Genomic DNA, 19,176 nt, shown 5'->3' on the forward strand with positions numbered 1-19,176 from the left:
GCTGAACCTAGGCCTAGCTTTAAAGCGGTATGACTACCTAAAGTCATGGGTAAAGGGGTAATGCTTTTGGTCTAATTAGTAGTGACCAGTGTTGCCGTCTTCTTCTGATACACGGTTCCACATTCTCTTGTATGCCCAAACGGTATAGGAAAGAGAAATTGGCACAAACACGATTACAGCATATAACATGACTTGTAAGGTGAAGTGTGAAGAAGAAGCGTCCCAAATGGTCAAAGAAGAAGCTGGATCGTAGCTAGATGGCATGACGAATGGGAACATGGCAATAGCTGCGGTACCAATCACTAAGGCAATGGCTAGAGAGTTATAGATAATGCCTTTAATAGCATCACCCTTACCACCAGCGATACCAGCCTTAAGGATGCAGAACATGGCAGCAATTGGAACTAACCATAAAATCCATACGGACTTGTAGTTCTCAAATAAACCGTGCTCTACAACTTCTACAGTCTTGCCAGTAATTGAATGGAAAGAACCCTCTGGGGCTAAGGAAACTAAGCGATAGCCGTCGAAAGTGTAAGCCCATAAACCAGCAAGTGCATAAAGAACTAAGGTTAATAAAGCAAGCTTTAAGGTTAAACCACGTACACGGTTAGAAATATCATCTACAGTGCGTAATTGAATCCATAAGCAGCCCTGGGTTAAAAGCATAGCAACACTTACTAAACCACAGAGTAAGGAGAATGGATCTAATAGTGGAATTAAAGCAGTTAAGAATACGCCATCATAGTGCCAGCGAACATTCTCATCGGCCCAGAAAGGTAAACCCTGTAAGAGGTTACCGAATGCTACGCCGAAAATTAACATAGGAACTAAAGAACCTACAGTTAAAGCAATGTCCCAACGCTTGAGCCAAGTCTCGTCGTTGCTGTGATTGCGATAGTCAAATGCTAATGGACGTAACCAAATAGCAAATAAGACTAAGAGCATACCCCAGTAAAGACCAGAGAATGAAGCAGCATAAACCTCAGGCCAAGCAGCGAAAATAGCACCACCAGCAGTAATTAACCATACTTGGTTACCATCCCAGTGAGGGGAAATGGTGCTGATAATGGCACCACGCTCTTTTGAGTTTTTAGCAACTTTAAAGAGCAAGGCAGAAACGGCCATATCCATGCCGTTAGTAAGCGCAAAGCCAATTAATAGCACGCCTACTAAAATCCACCACATTACTTGTAGGGTATCATAATCAAACAGCATTTAAGGCACCTCCCTTAGCAGAGTCGTCCTTACCCTGAGCCTCAGTCTTCTCTTTGTCATCAGCTTGAGCAGAGACGGCTTGAGCCTCGGCAGCTGGGGCAGCTTCGCTTTCTTGAGCAGGTGCAGCTTCGCTAGCAGCCTGAACAGATGCATCAGCTACAGCAACAGCCTCCTGAGTCTCTTGAGTCTCCTTGGCATCGCAGCCTTGAGGACCTTGAGGTGGAAGTGGTGGATAACCCTTACCATCCTCTTCTGGCTCAGTGATTTCTGGGCCCTTCTTGATAGCCTTAACCATCAACTTCATCTCAATAATGAGTAATACGGTGTAAATACCGATGAAGCAGAGTAAGGAAATGCCCACATCAACAGGAGATAGGCTGGAAGTTGCTAAGTAGGTTGGTAATACGTCTTGAATAGCCCATGGCTGACGACCAAACTCGGCTAAGATCCAACCAGCTTCACAGCAAATGAAAGGTAGAGGAATAGATAATACTAATACCTTTAATACCTTTGGACGTGCTTGTAAGTCATTCTTGTAAATTAAGAAGTAACCAGCAGCAACGCATAATAAGCCTAATACTGAAACAATGCCTAACATTACTCTAAATGCAAAGTAATTTAGGGTAACAGAAGGAACACTGTTACGAGCAGCAGTCTTAATTTCTTGCTCAGTAGGATTTAATGGATCAGCAGCGTGCTCAACTAAGAGTAAGCCGTAACCTAAATCCTTCTGGTGAGCCTTGAAAAGCTCCATATTCTCATCGGTAACGTCGCCTTTACGCATAGCGGTCAAGGTACGATTTGCAATTAAGCCGCTACGTACACGTTGCTCATTCTCAGCAACAATGTCACGCAAGCCCTTAACTGGAGTATCGATGGAGTGAGTTGCAATTAAACCTAATAAAGCAGGAATCTTAATGGAAACATAGTTATCCATCTCATCCTCATTAGGAATAGCAAATAATGACCAAGCTGCTGGAGGCTCTTGAGTGTGGAACTCAGCTTCCATTGCAGCAAGCTTAGCTGGCTGGTGCTTAGTAACTAATAAAGCACTGATGTCACCAGACAAGCCTGAGCCACCCATTGCACAAAGAGCGAATAAAAGACCAATGGTCATTGAGCGCTTGGCAAATTGGAATGACTTTCTCTGGAGCATTAAGTATGCACTTACACCAACTACAAAGATACCTGCAGTGGTATAACCAGCAGTTACGGTATGGAGGAACTTAGCCTGAGCAACTTCTGAGAAGATTAAGCCCCAGAAGTCAGTCATTTCCATACGCATACGCTCTGGAGAGAACTGGCTGAACTCTGGGTACTGCATCCAACCATTGGCAATTAAAATCCACATGGCGGACAAGTTTGAACCCAAAGCGGTTAAGAAGGTAATAAGAAGGTGAGTCTTCTTGCTGAAACGATTCCAACCAGTGAACATCAAGCCGATGAAGGTGGACTCTAAGAAGAATGCCATTAAGCCTTCTAAGGCTAATGGAGCACCAAAAATATCACCAACGTAGTGAGAGTAATTAGACCAGTTAGTACCGAACTCAAACTCAAGAGTAATACCAGTAGCTACACCGATCGCAAAGTTAATACCGAAAAGCTTACCCCAGAACTTTGCCATGTCACGGTAGATGACACGTCCTGTGGCCACATAGACTAACTCCATAATGAAGACTAGCCATGAGATACCAAGAGTAAGCGGAACGAAGAGAAAGTGGTATAAAGACGTGGCTGCAAATTGCCAACGTGATAATTCCACCATTAGTTCGTTTACCATGGAAGACCCCTATGAAAGTACCCACGAGAATACTGACAACCTACTGTTTGTTCTCACATGAAAAAAAACAATAAGCACAATTGTATAAATAGTACCCCGATGCACCTCGCTTGTTAAGTTGAGGCCGCATTATATGCTATTCAGGTCACTATCTTTGTGATTATCATCGAACAATGAGAACTTCAGCATATCTATATGAACTTTCCCTCAAAAATAGCAAAACCCTTTAAACATGCCGATTTAAAGCCATTTTTGAGGTATTTTTCTCTTTAAAGAACGGCAATTATCGCAAAAAAATATCACTTCATTTTGTAATTCTTTTCCAAAAATTCCCAAAATATTTTCATAACTTGTTACAAAGCTAAATACTTACTAGCTTTATATTTATTAATTAAATTAATAAACTAACTTTATATAAGTTACAAAAAGTACTTTTTTATAGTTTTAACCATAAAAGCAAAATTTTGCTCCAAAATCAGACATTCCATAACTATCTATATAGCTATCTACAAAGATAGCTGCAATCACAGAACTTATCTTTAAGAAAAGTGGCCTATGTCAGATTAGCAAAGTTAAAATATGGCACAAGCTTTAAGTTACTAGTAGAATTGTCGATCTGACATTTTTATGCATCAAGATAGACTTCTTAAAGGACATAGTCTTTTAACATGTCTTATTAATCAGCCCTATTACAGAATATTGTTGCGGTTAGGACAATGATCAATTTCTTCTATCAAGTCGGCTACAGTGGATTAGCCATTTTATTTTTAGGCATGATAGGCCTATTTATGGCTATTAGAGGCACTGTGTTAGTGATCTTAGTAAAAAGACAAAGCCGTTCAGAACAAAGCATTACTCAAGACATTATCAATACAGTAAAGAGTAATGAGCAAAAGGTAGAGCAAAATGCTCCAGGTTCTGATACCTGCCCTAGCCGTGAGTTAATCATTAATACTCTTATGCAAGTACAACTTAAGGGTATTTACTCTTCAATGTACTTTTTAAAATTGTGTGCCGCTGTCGGTCCGCTGTTAGGATTATTAGGTACTGTTTTAGGTATGGTAGATGTGTTCTCAACCTTATCTGAGCGCTCTATGCCTGATCCAAGTATGCTCGCAGGTGGCATTTGGGAGGCTTTATTAACCACCGTTATGGGCCTTACTTTAGCCATTCCAGCCTTGATTGTTCACTACTACTTATTAATGAGCTTAAGAGGTCTGCGCAATCAAATTAACTTGGCTATTAGTAACATTCATATCCCAAAATAATTGAGCCCCCATATTGTAGTTTTGCTTGGTAGGAGTAATCCATGTCTGATCTTGATGATGATTTAAACGTCGACCTCACGCCTTTAATCGACGTGATCTTCATGCTAGTGATCTTCTTTATTATGACTATGAGCTTTACTCTGCCTGTCATAGACTTTGATTTACCACAATCGAGCACAGCGCAAGCAGAGCAACAAGGCCGTACTATGCGCATTAGCGTTGATATTAACGGTAATTACATTGTTGATGAACAAGAGCGTACCTTAGATGAGCTAAATGATTTGGTTAAAGAACGTATGGTAACTTGCCAGCAAGACCATGAGGATTTAACTTTAGAGCTAGTGATTGATAGCCAAAGTCCAACCCAATATCTCATCAATATTGCTGACTTAGCTAGAGCCTATACTCAAGGTAGACTCATTGTAGTGTCAGAAAAAGTAGACAATAATTTTGACCCTACAGCCGCAGCACAAACCATCAAGGAATCAGACAAGGTAAACTAATGCATCCTGATCTTATTGCCCGAACTTGTGGCTCTATAGGAGTATTAGGAGCACTAGTTTTTGTTGGAGTATTAGATACCCCCAAGTTTATTGTTACTCCCTCGCAAAACTTTGAATCAGTTTTGCTTAGCATCAATGTAGCTCCCAACAAACCTAGTACTCAAGAGGAAAACAAACAAACTCCAGAGCCTACTAATGAGCCAGCCATTGAGGAAACACCTATAACAAAACCGCAAGAAGCTCTAAAAGAGCCTCCTGTAGTAGAACAGCCTAAAGTTGAGCCACCTCCTGTTATCAAAGATAACCCAACAAAAGTGGTAAAGGTAGATGAGCCACCTCCTCTTAAAGAAGAGCCTAAGGTAGTTGCAAACCCAATCAAGCCACCAGAGCCTAAAAAGGCCGAAAAAATTAAGGAAAAGCCATCCGTAAAGCCCCAGGCCAAAAGCGAGCCCAAGCCTCAGCCTAAGCCACAGCCACAGCAGCCAAACAAAGCCCAAGAGCTTGCCAAAGCTAAGGCCGCTGCCCAGGCTAAAGCCCAAGCCCAAGCAGCTGCTCAGGCCCAGGCCGCTGCTCAGGCAGCTGCCCAAGAAAAGAGCTTATTAGAGGCCTCAGCTCGCAAGCTTAATGCTCAGCTGGCATCTTTATTGGTAAAAGAGATTAGAAGTAAACTGCGCTATCCTCGCAATGCCGTAAGACGCAAGTTAGAGGGTACGGTTATGGTAGAGTTTGTCATTCAAAATGGTGTAGTCACCAGTTACAAAATAGAAAAGAGCTCTGGCCATAAAATTCTCGATGAGGCTGCTAGCAAGCTTGCCAAGAGCCTGGTCAAATTTAATACTCGCTTAGATGCTATGAGCAATAGAGTGCTGATTCCAATCAAGTATGAATTGCTCTAAGAAAAAAAGGCAGAAATCATAAGATTTCTGCCTTTTTTCTAAAGCTTTAACTAAATTTTTTAGATGTCAGCCTTAAAGCCAATAGAGATAAAGCGGCCTGGCTCCTCAATGAGCTGATTGGTTTGATATTGCTCATCAAAGATGTTCTCGATGCTGCCATAGAGGGTAAATTGATCCTCAGGGCCTACCTTGGTAGATACGGATAAGTTAGCTGTTACATAGCCATCATAATTCACGTCACCGAAGTAGTTGCTACCATTTAAGTCATCATCCTTGGTTTGAGTAGCAAAGTTAATGTAGCCATCGAGCTCAAACATATCGCCATGGAAGCGTAAACCAGCATTACCAAAGAAGCGTGGAGTACCAGTATTCTTAGTGCTCTTACCCTCAATTTCATACTCACGAATCATTTGGGTTAAGTTAAGGTAAGGCTCGTAAGTATTATCAATTAAGTAAGATAAGCTCAGCTCAGCACCATAGCTCTTAGCCTCTGCAATGTTCTGATAAGTATATGTAGGGCGGCCTCCCATGCCTCCATTCGTTTTTCTCTTAGTCTCAATATAGTTATCAGTTAAGGTATAGAACATGGCGTAATCAGCAAATAACTGACCATCATCCCATCTAAAGCCAACTTCAAAATTGTTAGACTCCTCTGGCTTTAAATTAGGATTGCCATATTGAGGCTCACCAGTATTGGTTACTAAATAAAGCTCTTGAAGAGTTGGAGCTCTAAAGCCTTGTGACCAATTAATACGGAAAGCACCATTGTCAAATGGACGATAAACCAAACCAACACTACCAACTAATTTACTATGACTCTCATCAGCATGATTAGATGCAGGATTTTGCCTTACCACTATTGGTTTACCTGGGATAACAATATAATCTGTGGTTAATGAAGAACCAGCTTTGTTATCAATATAGTTATAACGTACACCTGTATTTAATGTCAGCTCATCAGTTAAATAAGTAGATAGCATAGCATAAAGGGCATGACTTTCTTGCTTATATCCCTGATCATCGGTAATAGTATAGCCATGAGGATGATCTGTATCAGAGTAGCTACTCATCTTCTCTAAACGGCCATCATAACCAGTGACTAAATAGAAAGTATCAGATAAGCTAAGCTCAAGTTGTAAGTTACCACCTACGCTCTCTTGTTCATTAGCAACATCTACTAAAATGATTGGAATAGGGGTTGAGATAAAGTCTTTGGTAGTCTTTTGATAGTAAACACTAGCATCAAAAGCAGCAATGACATCATTAATATCTGTTGCCTTTAAGTATAAAGAATGCTTTTGGCGATCCCACTTAGGAATTTCACCTCTAAATGCAGCATAAGTACCACCTACAGTAGTAGAAGTCTCAGCATTGGAGTCATAATACTCGCCACGATAGCCTAAAGTAAGATTGTCTAAAATATCGTAGCTAAAGTCACCATTGAAGCCATGAGCATCATAAGAGGTGTTGTCTAAATGCTCGCGATCGGAAAGTACTATGTCACCTGCATTAGTATTAAAGGCACCGATAGCATACTTAAAGCGGTCTAAAGTACCAGTTAAATTTACATACTCGCTAAAGCTATTATTAGAGCTTAGGAAGTTGGCACCACCTTCAAACTTGAATGGCTCCTCACTTGCTTGCTTGGTAATGACGTTAACAATACCACCCATAGCATCAGAACCATACAATACTGAGGCTGGACCCTTTACTACTTCAATACGATCAATAAAGTAAGGGTTAATTAACATTGGAGCACCAGACTTAGTCTTTTGCTCATCAATACGCTGACCATCAACCATGAGTAAAGTACGTAGCGCACTTTCACCACGAATAGTTACACGCTTAGTGCCAGGGGTACCATCAGATGTTAAGCGCACGCCAGTTTCTGAGCGTAATAACTCAGGAACAGAGTCGTTAGCAAAATTCTTGAGCTCTTTAGTATCAACTACAGAAATAGAAGAATTGGTGTCTAATAACTCTTGACTAGTACGAGAGGCGGTAATAACCACAGTGTCACTCTTAATGCGCTCAAGACCACTAGTCTGGTTATCAGCAGCAAAAGCTACAGGAGTAAATAATACGGAAACAGCAGCAGCTAAAAGGCTCTTGTTGAGCTTTTGTGAAGAACTCATGGGAAAGAAAACTCACAACAATCGCTTAGCATAACTAAGCGCGAAATATTAATACCCTAATTTAGGTCTTATTTAATTATTGCTAACAAACTGCACTTTATTAACAAAGAATTTAGTACAAGACAAATTAGGTATAACCCTAATGTTGGCCCTTACGTCAATATAATTTATAAAGCATATTTATAAAAAATTATTGGATCGTTGGTCAGCTTTTATTTTTTTAAAGTGCCTAGTATTACACTAATTTGTATTACATGTTTATCTATTGATAATTTTTTCTCAACAATGCTCTAATACTTATTAGAAAAGCGATCATTAGCGCAATTTTGTTAAAACTTTGCTCAAAATTAGAACACTTTTGACACGTTAGAAACAATCCATAATAAAAAAAAGCAGCACTTTGATCTTATGCAAAATGCTGCTTTTTTAATAAGTTAATCTTATAGATAAACGCTATTTATGTTCTTCGTCTTCTACTAAAGCATCAACAAATGGATCAATCTTAAACTCACGTAGATCTTCAGCCTTTTCACCAATACCAACATAACGAATTGGTATTTCGTAGAGATTAGCTAAAGAAAAGACCACACCACCTTTAGCTGAGCCATCTAACTTGGTCAAAGTAAGACCAGTTACATTAACCGCCTCAGTAAAGACCTTGGTTTGAGATACAGCATTTTGACCTGTAGCAGCATCCAATACCAACATAGTCTCATGAGGTAATTTTGGATCAATTTTCTGCATTACACGGACAATCTTGCGTAACTCGTCCATTAAGTGATCTTTATTTTGTAAGCGACCTGCGGTATCACATAAGAGCACATCAATACCACGTGCTTTAGCGGCACTAACAGCATCATAAAGCACAGAGGCACTATCAGAACCAGTAGCCTGTGCAATCACAGGAACATTAGCTCTTTCACCCCACTCTTTTAACTGTTCTACAGCGGCAGCTCTAAAGGTATCACCAGCTGCTAGCATTACCTTTAAGCCCATATCTTGATACTTACGTGCCAGCTTACCAATAGTAGTAGTCTTACCTGCGCCGTTTACACCTACCATTAAAATAACAAATGGAGTATGGTCATAAACAATCAAAGGCTTTTCACATGGATATAAGATTTCTGAAAGTATCTTCTTTAAGTTATTACGTAAGGCACCAGCATCACGTAAATCACGGACACGAGACTCATCACGCAAGCGCTCAATAACCTTTTGAGTGGTTTCCACTCCTAAGTCAGCGGTTAATAAAGCAGTCTCTAAATCCTCATACAAGTCCTCATCAATCTTACGACCGAAGATTAAAGAGCTAACGCCAAAGGCCAGATTATCTCTAGTTTTCTTTAAGCGTGAGAAGAAAGACTTACGCTCTTCTTGCATGGCCTCTTTGGCACTCTCTTGAGCCTGGGCCTCTTCATTTGCCTTTTCTGCCTCAGCAGCTTCAGCAGCCTCTGCTGCTGCAGCCTCTGCCTCTAAGCGCTCTTGCTCTGCCTTTTCAGCAGCGATACGCTCAGCCTCAAGGCGTTCTGCCTCTAAGCGTTCTTGTTCTGCCTTTTCTGCGGCAATACGCTCAGCCTCAAGACGTTCGGCCTCACGGCGTTCTGCCTCTAAGCGCTCTTGCTCTGCCTTTTCTGCGGCAATGCGCTCAGCTTCACGGCGTTCTGCCTCTAAGCGCTCTTGCTCTGCCTTTTCTGCGGCAAGACGCTCGGCCTCACGGCGTTCTGCCTCTAAGCGCTCTTGCTCTGCCTTTTCGGCGGCAATACGCTCAGCCTCTCTGCGTTCTGCCTCTAAGCGCTCTTGTTCTGCCTTTTCAGCAGCAATGCGCTCAGCTTCACGGCGTTCTGCCTCTAAGCGCTCTTGTTCTGCTTTTTCAGCAGCAATGCGCTCGGCTTCACGGCGCTCGGCCTCTAAGCGCTCTTGCTCTGCCTTTTCAGCAGCAATGCGTTCAGCTTCACGGCGCTCGGCCTCTAAGCGCTCTTGCTCTGCTTTTTCAGCAGCGATACGCTCAGCCTCAAGGCGTTCTGCCTCTAAGCGCTCTTGCTCGGCTTGCACAGCAAGCTGAGCTTGCTGAGCTTGCTCGGCTAAAGTGGTGTCTTCTGCTTTGGTGCTTGCGACAGGGGCAGATGGGGACTCAGTTAGGGTTGGGTCTTGATCTGCGTGAGGCTGATGGGAAGACTCATCAGTCTTGGTGTTCTTGGAGCTGTCGCAAGATGGCTCTTTTTTTTCGGCTTCCTCTACCTGCTCAGCAATAGACTCACTGGCTTCATCGTTAGCAAAGATGGACTCGCTATCTTTACCTTCTTTGTCTTGAGCAAGTTGTTCTTGGGATTCCACAGCATCAGCTATAGGCTGATCGTCCAAATCTTGAGCAACATTTTTCTCGTCTACTTGAGACTCAGCATTGTTAGCCTCATCCTTTTTCTTATTTATGCCAAAGAGTTTTGCAAAAAATCCCATGCTAACTAACTTCCCAATCTAAAAATATAAAAAAATATTTAATTGATTTTGCTAAGGTTTAAAACCTTTTAGTGTGTAATCTGTATAGAAAAATACTGACTTATTAAGTGTGAGCTTTTAATAAAAGCTACTAGCCTCGACCTAACAATTATAGCAAAATGAAAAATCTAAAAAGAAAAAGCCTTAAAATCAAAGATTTTTTTCAAGCTACTAAAAATTTAGGAGAACTCCATGGCCTACGATAACAAAATTCGCATTATTGGCGGCGCTTTTAAAGGACGCAAGCTAAATGTTATTGATATGGACGGTTTACGCCCTACTACCAATAGAGTAAGAGAAACAGTCTTTAACTGGCTTCAAGAGCGTGTGTCCAATGCTAAAGTGTTAGACCTTTTTGCAGGATCAGGCGCTTTAGGTTTAGAGGCTTTATCACGAGGTGCTGCAAGCTTAACCTTAGTAGAAAAAGATAAAGATAATGCTGCCATATTAAAAAACGAAATTGCGACCTTGCCAGGTAATGCCTCTGAGGGGGTTAATCTTATTTGTGCTGATGGTCTAGAGTATCTTAAGAGTCTGCCAAGCAAACCATGCTTTGACTTAATCTTTCTTGACCCTCCTTTTGGCTCAGATCTTTTAGAAGCAGCTGTTGAAATTATTGTTTCTAAAGATTTACTTAATGATGGTGGTATTGTCTATGTTGAAATGGGCAGTGCTAAGAAAAAGCCACTATTTGGGCTGAGCATGATTAGAGACGAGCAAATTGGCCAATGCCATTTTGGTCTTTATGAGAGGAGTTTCTTTTTATAGGACTTTTGTTTTTACCAATAAAAAAGGGATCGTATGATCCCTTTTTTATTAGCATTAAGCTTAATACTAAGCCCAATATGGCCAAGCATGAAGCTTGGCCTATGGTCTTGTATAGTCTTTTTGCTAGCGCTTGCGAGAGCGGGCGAGCTCGACCACTTTGAGCTGAGCCATAGCCTCGGACAGTTTGATAAAGGCCTGAGTGTAGTCCTTATCACCTGCGTTGGTACGAGAAATGGCTTCACGTGCAGCACGCATTGCTTCTTGAGCTTTAGCCTCATCAATGTCATCAGCACGTAGAGCAGTATCAGCCAAGACAGTTACGTCCTCTGGCTGAACCTCTAAAATACCACCAGCTAAGTAAATTTGGTCTTGCTTACCTTCGGCATCAACCAAAGTAACCATACCAGACTTAATGGTGGTAATTAAAGGAGTGTGGCCATGGCGGATACCTAACTCACCCTCAGAGCCAGTGATAGACATAGCTCTGACGCGGCCAGAATACATGCTGCCAACACCACTGACGACATTGAGATGGAAAGTAATATCTTCCATGCGTCAATCCTCCTAATTATAAGCTCTTGGCCTTCTCTACAACTTCATCAATAGAGCCAACCATGTAGAAAGCTTGCTCTGGTAAGTTGTCGTACTCACCGTTGATAATGCCCTTGAAGCCACGGATGGTGTCCTTCAAGGAAACATACTTACCAGGGGAGCCAGTAAATACCTCAGCTACGCTAAATGGCTGAGATAAGAAACGCTCGATCTTACGTGCACGGGCCACAGTAAGCTTATCATCCTCAGAGAGCTCGTCCATACCTAAGATGGCGATAATGTCCTTAAGCTCCTTATAGCGCTGTAAGATGGTCTGAACGCCACGAGCTACGTCATAGTGCTCTTGACCCACAACGAATGGATCGAGCTGACGAGAGGTGGAATCAAGAGGATCCACAGCAGGATAAATACCTAAAGAAGCAATCTGACGTGACAATACGATGGTTGCGTCCAAGTGAGCGAAGGTAGTTGCTGGGCTTGGGTCAGTCAAGTCGTCAGCTGGCACGTAAACGGCCTGAATAGAGGTAATAGAACCCTTCTTAGTAGAAGCAATACGCTCCTGGAGGGCACCCATTTCCTCAGCTAAGGTTGGCTGATAACCTACAGCAGATGGCATACGACCTAAAAGGGCGGATACCTCAGTACCAGCTAAGGTATAACGGTAAATGTTGTCAATGAATAACAACACGTCCTTACCCTCGTCACGGAACTTCTCTGCTACGGTAAGACCAGTTAAAGCCACACGAAGACGGTTGCCTGGCGGCTCGTTCATCTGGCCATAAATCATGGATACCTTATCAAGAACCTTAGACTCTTCCATTTCGTGGTAGAAGTCATTACCCTCACGGGTACGCTCGCCTACACCAGTGAATACGGAAAGACCAGAGTGAGCTTTAGCAATGTTATTGATAAGCTCCATCATGTTAACAGTCTTACCTACACCAGCACCACCGAACAGACCTACTTTACCGCCCTTAGCGAATGGACAAATAAGGTCAATAACCTTAATACCAGTCTCTAAGATTTCGGTAGTTGCAGACTGCTCAGCATAGGTAGGAGCAGCACGGTGAATAACCCAACGATCTTCCTCGCCGATTGGACCGCACTCATCTACAGGCTGACCTAAAACGTTCATAATACGGCCTAAGGTAGCAGCGCCAACTGGAACTTTAATACCGTCACCAGTATTTACAGCTACTAAACCACGGCTTAAACCGTCAGATGAACCCATGGCGATACAACGAACTACACCGCCACCGATTTGTTGTTGCACTTCTAAAGTGATGTCTGGACGTTGCTTACCGTCGCCCTTAATCTCAAGTGCATCATAAAGCTCTGGGATTGAGTTCTCTTGGAACTCAACGTCCACAACAGCGCCGATGATTTGCACAATAGTGCCCTTTTCACCAGCACGTTTTCTAGCTTCTGCCATTTTTTATCCTCAAATAAATTAGACCGCAGAGGCACCAGATACGATGTCATTAAGTTCCATCGTAATACTTGCTTGACGTGCCTTGTTATATTCAAGCTGCAGATCGCTGACAAGGGCATCGGCATTATCTGTAGCTGCTTTCATTGCCACCATACGAGCTGCTTGCTCAGAGGCAAGATTCTCAAGCACAGCTTGATAAACCATCTGCTGAATATAACGATCTAAAACTACGTTCAAAATGATAGCTGGATCAGGTTCGTAAATATAATCCCAGTGATGCTTCTTAATGTTTTCATCGTCTGTAATAGGCAATGGAAGCATCTGCATAACCATTGGGATTTGCACCATCGTATTCTTAAAGCCGTTGAAGCATAAGTTAATCTTATCTACTTCACCATTTAAGAATGCTTGGGTCATCACCTTGATAGCACCAACTAAATTGTCAGGGGATGGATCATCGCCAAATCCAGCGTGCTGAGCGATTACTTCAATACCAGCACGGGAGAAGAAAGCATGAGCCTTTCCGCCTAACAATACAGTCTTAACACCCAAACCTTTATCCATATTAGCCTTAATATCATTTAAGGTCTTACGGAAAAGGTTGATATTAAGACCACCACACAAGCCACGATCGGTAGAAACAATGATATAACCAATGTTTTTAACCTCACGCTCAACCATATATGGGTGGTGGTACTCAGTGTGACCAGCTGCAATATGACCGATAATGCGATTGAGAGCCTGAGAGTATGGACGTGAAGAGATCATTTTCTCTTGGGCACGTCTCATCTTTGATGCGGCTACCATTTGCATAGCACTGGTGATCTTCTGAGTGCTTTTAACACTAGAGATCTTAGTGCGTATTTCCTTTGCGCCGGCCATGTTAGAGCTCCTAGTAGGTTTGAGTTGACTTGAACTCAGTTACTAAATCGTTAAGGCTCTTTACAACCTCATCGTTATAGTCTGGATTCTCTTCAATGCTCTTTAATAAGTCTGCATGAGACTGACGAGCATACTCTAACAAGGCAGATTCAAATGGCAGAATCTTGGATAATTCTACATCCTCAAGATAGCCACGCTCAGCAGCAAAGATAACTAAAGCCTGCTCGGCTACAGTTAATGGAGCAAATTGCTTTTGCTTCATGAGCTCAGTTACCTTTTGACCATGGTCAAGCTGCTTACGGGTTGCATCATCAAGGTCTGATGAGAACTGAGCGAAAGCGGCAAGCTCACGGTACTGGGCCAAGGCGGTACGAATACCACCAGAGAGCTTCTTAATAATCTTGGTCTGTGCTGCACCACCTACACGAGATACAGAAATACCAGGATCAACAGCTGGGCGGACACCAGAGTTAAATAATGAGGAGGTTAAGAAGATCTGACCGTCAGTAATAGAAATTACGTTGGTTGGAATGAACGCAGAAACGTCACCAGCCTGGGTCTCAATAATAGGTAAAGCGGTTAAAGAACCAGTCTTACCCTTGATCTTACCACCTGATAACTCCTCTAAGTAGGCAGCGTTAACACGGGATGCACGCTCTAAGAGACGTGAGTGTAAGTAGAAAACGTCACCTGGGAAAGCCTCACGTCCTGGTGGACGACGTAAGAGCAAGGAAATCTGACGATATGCCACAGCGTGCTTAGATAAGTCGTCATAAATGATCAATGCGTCTTCGCCCTGATCCATGAAGAACTCACCCATAGCACAACCAGCATATGGTGCGATATATTGTAAAGCTGCTGTATCAGAAGCAGAAGCTGCAACCACAATAGTGTTATCTAATGCGCCATGCTCTTCTAACTTTCTTACTACAGAAGCAATGGTGGAAGCCTTCTGACCAATAGCTACGTAAATACAACGAACACCATAGTTCTTTTGGTTAATAATGGTGTCGATAGCTAAAGCAGTCTTACCTACCTGACGGTCGCCAATGATAAGCTCACGCTGACCACGACCGATAGGAATCATGGCATCAACAGCCTTATAGCCAGTTTGAATTGGCTGAGAAACGCTCTGACGAGCAATAACGCCTGGAGCGATCTTTTCTACTGGGTAGAACTCAGTCTTTTCAATAGGGCCCTTACCGTCAATTGGCTCACCTAAGGTGTTAACAACACGACCTAATAATGAATTGCCAACTGGTACTTCAAGAATACGGCCAGTGCTACGTACCTTCATACCCTCAGATAAGTGAGAGTATGGACCCATAACAATGGCACCAACGGAGTCACGCTCAAGGTTCAAAGCTAGACCATAAAGGCCTGAACCGAAGTCTAGCATTTCGCCCTGCATAACGTTGGAAAGGCCGTGAATACGCACGATACCGTCATTTACAGATACGATAGTACCTTCATCACGTGCCTCAGTGACAACCTTAAATTGCTCGATGCGCTTTTTGATGAGATCGGCAATTTCAGTTGAATTTAATTGCATTTATTTTTCCCCTGCTTTACTTGAGGGTTGAAGACAATCTACTCAGGTTAGTTTTGACGCTGCCATCAATAACTTCATCACCAATACGGATGATTACACCGCCCATAATGCTTGGGTCGATAGTGCGAGTTAGACTTATTGTGACTTTATATTTCTGCTCGAGCTTAGCAACTAAGGCCTTTTCGTCCTCAGGCTTTAATGGGCGAGCAGTCACAATCTCAACGGCTTGTACCTTTAAGTAGTCGTCTCGTAACCTGATAAACTCTTGATAAATTTCAGGAAGAACTTCAAAACGATTGTTCTCGCCTAAAACAAAGACAAAGTTCTGTCCCTTCTCATCAAGAAGATCACCTAAGAGCTCAATTAGTAACTTAGAGGCAGCCTCATGGGTGCTAGCCTCGCTTACCATATAAGCAAATTGCTCATTAGTTATGGCGCAAGACAAAGCCTCAAGCGAGTTTGACCAACGATCAAAGCTTTTATCCTGCTTAGCAATTTCAAATACTGCTTGAGCATAAGGTCTTGCGATAGTTAGGTTCTCAGCCAATGCTTTCACCTCACTTTACAAGGAATCAACAATCTTCTTGACCATTTGATGATCAGAGCTTGCATCCATTTTCTTATCAAGAATTTTCTCCGCACCAGCAACAGCCAGAGCAATAACCTCAGCACGTAATTCCTCACGGGCCTTATTACGCTCAGACTCGATCTCTGCCTTAGCAGACTCGACGATGCGGTTTTTCTCGTTAGTAGCTTCTTCAGTAGCACGGTCTAAGATCATTGAGCGCTGCTTATTAGCCTCATCAATGATCTTTTGAGCCTCTACCTTAGCCTGACGCAAGGTATCAGCAGCATTAGACTTTGCTAACTCAAGGTTTTTCTTAGCCTTCTCGGCATTGGCAAGACCATCTGCAATTTCTTTCTGCCTTTTCTCTAAGGCATCCATAAGTGGTGGCCATACATATTTCATGCATAGAACCACGAAGATAAAGAACGCAACGGCTTGACCTAAAAAAGTAGCATTAATTTCCAAGGTGTTAGCTCCTTGCTAAAACAGGTGTTTAGCTTAAGCAGCGAACAAGAGGTACATGCCAAGACCTACACCGATCATAGGAATAGCGTCAACAAGACCCATTACAATGAAGAACTGAGTACGGAGTAATGGAAGTAAATCAGGCTGGCGAGCAGAGCCCTCTAAGAACTTACCACCTAAGATACCGATACCAATAGCAGCACCAATAGCAGCTAAGCCCATCATAATGCCAGCAGCAAGGATGTTAAGATCCATTTAAATTCTCCTAATAAGTACAAAATTTTTTCAGTAGAAAGTTAAAAAAAGAGCTACGACTATTTAAAAAAGTTGAGCGATAGTCATAAGGCTCGTTCTACAAAATATTTTTTGGTCTTCATCAACGAGCAATGAAAACCATTCATTGCTCATTAATCTTCTTCACTAGCCATTGATAAGTAAACAATGGTTAATACCATGAAGATGAAAGCCTGTAAGGTAACAATCAAGATATGGAATAATGCCCAAGGCACATTCAATACCCACTGAACCCACCAAAGTGGAATCAACGCAATCAAGATGAAGATCATTTCACCTGCATACATGTTTCCAAAAAGTCGGAGACCTAAAGAAACAGGCTTAGCAAGTAAAGATACACCTTCCAAGATTAAGTTGATTGGAGCAAATGCCCAATGATGGAATGGGTGTAAGGTATAAGTCTTGACGAAACCCTTAACGCCAATGTTGGTGAATGAGAAGTAGAAAATCAGGAAGAAAACACCACAAGCCATAGACAAGGTGATGTTAACGTCAGCTGAAGGCACAACTCTTAAATATGGAACACCAATATAACTAGCAAGTCCAGGCAAGAGATCGATAGGGAGTAAATCCATTAAGTTCATGAGGAAAACCCACATAAACACAGTCAAGGATAGAGGGGCAATAATGTCACTCTTTCTCTTGAAGATGGAAGATACAGAGCCCTGTACGAACTCAAAAATCATTTCTACAAAACACTGTAGTTTAGTTGGTACTCCAGACTTAGTCTTCTTGGCACCATATCTGAATAACCAGATAAAGAGGCAGCCTAAAAGAATAGTAAAGCCTAAAGAATCAACATTTAAGTGGTAGAAATTGAATAATGAAGCCTCATGCTCAGCAGGAGCGTGATAGGTGATACAAGTACCCTGAGCTAAGTCAGAGAAACTGCACTGCTCATAGCCAGTAATGCTTAAACAGTCAGCTTGTGAACCAGTGGCAGAGAGACACTTCTCATAAGCCATAGGCTCCTTAGGAATCACACTATTTACAATACTGCCGTCACGAAGATCGACTTGCAAGAAATGAAGGTGGTGTCCAATATACTCTTGAGATGATGAAGTCTCAGACATAAGATACTTTAGCTTCCAAGATGAACACACAAAGAGCGCACTAATAGTCTCTTATTGCTAAGAGAGTAAAAGGCATTCTTCATACTCGACTAAAACCAGTGCTATTGCTTAATAGCAGATATTAGCTCCAGAGAGTTTTCTTTCTTAAAAAATCAGGTTGCTACAAGCTTTAGGATAATTGCTACTAAAAGCAAGCTTTTAGTTTGGAAAAGACAGCATCTTTTCATCCTCACAGCCTCATTCTCTTAGCTCTTATTACCAGATCTATTTATCAAGTCCCTAAACTAAATACCCAAATTAAATAATCACAACTTATTTGCTGTTAGCGATACAAGAAAGTTCCCGCATTTAAGCTCTCAACTAACTTGTGCTCTTGGCGACTTGTTCCCGCATTTAAGCTCTCAACATAGTCTTTGTTAGTAAATAAGTTCTTTTCTTTATTCGCTCTTTAGTAGCATCATGACAATCGTCAAAGTTATAAGGAGAAAAGGCGCGATCTTAAAACAAGCTGAATCATCAAACTTGTCACGACCATAATTTATAAAGAAAGGTTCTCTTAGTAAAAACGCACCACAACAAGCTCTTAATAGACTAGCTACTTTAAGCCCTGCATCGCTTTTAGTAAGAAAAGCCATAACTCCTTTTGGTGCTATACCTTACTAACCTTTAATAAAGGAAACTACAGCACTACTTTGTTAGATTAAAGCACTATTGGTGCCAAATCGTAACCAACTTATTTTACTTAGTTTATAAGTTGGTTTTAATAATAATGTTTTAGGTATGAGAACAAAAGACAATTTATACTTGTAAAATTGATCTAGCTCAAAAGCTCACCAAAAAATACTATAAATCTAAAACAAAATGTGCTATTCGCACGTAATTTTGCATTAAAACCTTAGTAAGTTTGAAGGGCTTGAGAGAATCAAACTTTAGTTCTCCTAGCTATCAACACTAAGTAATAGTGATAGTTTTCAAAATCAAAGTCTAGTCATAAGCATTAGACCTTTATTATCCCCTTTAATATACTCTTAATCCCGAAAAATTAGCAATTCAAAAGAACATTTTGCTTAAAGTAAAATTGCAAAAAGTTTTCAACTAGCCATATTGGCATCAAAATTGTGCATAAAAATCGTGCTCACAATCACAGTAAAAATGAGATAGCTATCACATAAAAAAACGCAAAAAGAGTGCAAATTTAGTACTAAAAGTTTACTAAAAGTACTATTTAGCAACTAAAAAACACACCCCATTAGCTATTTTTTACTGAGCACCAAAAATGACTTCCATGCTTTTT

The 19,176-nt window shown here is 41.6% G+C and carries 17 protein-coding genes; 4 read left to right on the forward strand and 13 right to left on the reverse strand.

The window, feature by feature from the left end; all coding sequences use genetic code 11:
• Positions 1–75 precede the first annotated feature (75 nt).
• Positions 76–1,218: a cytochrome d ubiquinol oxidase subunit II gene (gene cydB, locus MXE38_RS00450; RefSeq protein WP_246909878.1), complete on the reverse strand. Its 1,143-nt coding sequence runs from the start codon at positions 1,216–1,218 to the stop codon at positions 76–78.
• On the reverse strand, positions 1,208–2,998 hold the full coding sequence (locus tag MXE38_RS00455) for a cytochrome ubiquinol oxidase subunit I (protein ID WP_246909880.1): 1,791 nt from the start codon (positions 2,996–2,998) through the stop codon (positions 1,208–1,210). The genes cydB and MXE38_RS00455 overlap by 11 nt, the downstream gene beginning before the upstream one ends.
• A gap of 788 nt (positions 2,999–3,786) precedes the next feature.
• On the opposite strand from MXE38_RS00455, the gene MXE38_RS00460 reads away from it, so the two are divergent.
• The 3 genes from MXE38_RS00460 to MXE38_RS00470 are packed head-to-tail and all read left to right on the forward strand — an operon-like array spanning position 3,787 to position 5,665.
• Positions 3,787–4,266 carry a MotA/TolQ/ExbB proton channel family protein gene (locus MXE38_RS00460; protein WP_246909882.1) on the forward strand — a complete coding sequence of 160 codons (480 nt, stop codon included), beginning with the start codon at positions 3,787–3,789 and terminating at the stop codon, positions 4,264–4,266.
• Between the two features lie 41 nt (positions 4,267–4,307).
• A complete protein-coding gene (locus MXE38_RS00465) occupies positions 4,308–4,769 on the forward strand; it encodes a biopolymer transporter ExbD (RefSeq protein ID WP_246909885.1) in 462 nt (153 codons plus the stop codon).
• Positions 4,769–5,665: an energy transducer TonB gene (locus MXE38_RS00470; protein WP_246909889.1), complete on the forward strand. Its 897-nt coding sequence runs from the start codon at positions 4,769–4,771 to the stop codon at positions 5,663–5,665. The genes MXE38_RS00465 and MXE38_RS00470 overlap by 1 nt, the downstream gene beginning before the upstream one ends.
• 59 nt (positions 5,666–5,724) lie before the next feature.
• Here the strand turns inward: MXE38_RS00470 and MXE38_RS00475 are convergent, their stop codons facing one another.
• On the reverse strand, positions 5,725–7,800 hold the full coding sequence (locus MXE38_RS00475; protein WP_246909892.1) for a TonB-dependent receptor: 2,076 nt from the start codon (positions 7,798–7,800) through the stop codon (positions 5,725–5,727).
• Between the two features lie 453 nt (positions 7,801–8,253).
• On the reverse strand, positions 8,254–10,257 hold the full coding sequence (ftsY, locus tag MXE38_RS00480; RefSeq protein WP_246909897.1) for a signal recognition particle-docking protein FtsY: 2,004 nt from the start codon (positions 10,255–10,257) through the stop codon (positions 8,254–8,256).
• Positions 10,258–10,488: 231 nt separating this feature from the next.
• On the opposite strand from ftsY, the gene rsmD reads away from it, so the two are divergent.
• The gene (rsmD, locus tag MXE38_RS00485; protein WP_246909900.1) at positions 10,489–11,064 is read left to right on the forward strand and encodes a 16S rRNA (guanine(966)-N(2))-methyltransferase RsmD; all 576 of its coding nucleotides are present in this window, start codon (positions 10,489–10,491) and stop codon (positions 11,062–11,064) included.
• Positions 11,065–11,187: 123 nt separating this feature from the next.
• On the opposite strand, the gene MXE38_RS00490 is transcribed toward rsmD, so the two are convergent.
• The 9 genes from MXE38_RS00490 to MXE38_RS00530 all read right to left on the reverse strand — a co-directional run bounded on the left by MXE38_RS00490 (position 11,188) and on the right by MXE38_RS00530 (position 18,517).
• Entirely contained in the window at positions 11,188–11,616 is a 429-nt protein-coding gene (locus tag MXE38_RS00490; protein WP_246909903.1) for a F0F1 ATP synthase subunit epsilon, read from the reverse strand.
• Positions 11,617–11,632: 16 nt separating this feature from the next.
• Complete coding sequence (gene atpD, locus MXE38_RS00495) at positions 11,633–13,048, reverse strand: F0F1 ATP synthase subunit beta (RefSeq protein WP_246909905.1); 1,416 nt, start codon at positions 13,046–13,048, stop codon at positions 11,633–11,635.
• Positions 13,049–13,066: 18 nt separating this feature from the next.
• Positions 13,067–13,930 carry a F0F1 ATP synthase subunit gamma gene (atpG, locus tag MXE38_RS00500; protein ID WP_246909907.1) on the reverse strand — a complete coding sequence of 288 codons (864 nt, stop codon included), beginning with the start codon at positions 13,928–13,930 and terminating at the stop codon, positions 13,067–13,069.
• 10 nt (positions 13,931–13,940) lie between these two features.
• Positions 13,941–15,482 carry a F0F1 ATP synthase subunit alpha gene (gene atpA / locus MXE38_RS00505; RefSeq protein ID WP_246909912.1) on the reverse strand — a complete coding sequence of 514 codons (1,542 nt, stop codon included), beginning with the start codon at positions 15,480–15,482 and terminating at the stop codon, positions 13,941–13,943.
• A 16-nt stretch (positions 15,483–15,498) separates the two neighbouring features.
• A complete protein-coding gene (locus MXE38_RS00510; RefSeq protein ID WP_246909915.1) occupies positions 15,499–16,029 on the reverse strand; it encodes a F0F1 ATP synthase subunit delta in 531 nt (176 codons plus the stop codon).
• A 15-nt stretch (positions 16,030–16,044) separates the two neighbouring features.
• On the reverse strand, positions 16,045–16,515 hold the full coding sequence (gene atpF / locus MXE38_RS00515; RefSeq protein ID WP_246909918.1) for a F0F1 ATP synthase subunit B: 471 nt from the start codon (positions 16,513–16,515) through the stop codon (positions 16,045–16,047).
• Between the two features lie 33 nt (positions 16,516–16,548).
• Complete coding sequence (gene atpE / locus MXE38_RS00520; RefSeq protein WP_246909920.1) at positions 16,549–16,770, reverse strand: F0F1 ATP synthase subunit C; 222 nt, start codon at positions 16,768–16,770, stop codon at positions 16,549–16,551.
• 152 nt (positions 16,771–16,922) lie between these two features.
• Positions 16,923–17,882 carry a F0F1 ATP synthase subunit A gene (gene atpB, locus MXE38_RS00525; RefSeq protein WP_246909924.1) on the reverse strand — a complete coding sequence of 320 codons (960 nt, stop codon included), beginning with the start codon at positions 17,880–17,882 and terminating at the stop codon, positions 16,923–16,925.
• A gap of 437 nt (positions 17,883–18,319) precedes the next feature.
• Positions 18,320–18,517, reverse strand: a complete 198-nt coding sequence (locus tag MXE38_RS00530) for a hypothetical protein (RefSeq protein WP_246909927.1) — start codon at positions 18,515–18,517, stop codon at positions 18,320–18,322.
• Positions 18,518–19,176: the final 659 nt, after the last annotated feature.

This window comes from Anaerobiospirillum sp. NML120448 (assembly GCF_023050945.1).
Classification (GTDB): domain Bacteria; phylum Pseudomonadota; class Gammaproteobacteria; order Enterobacterales; family Succinivibrionaceae; genus Anaerobiospirillum.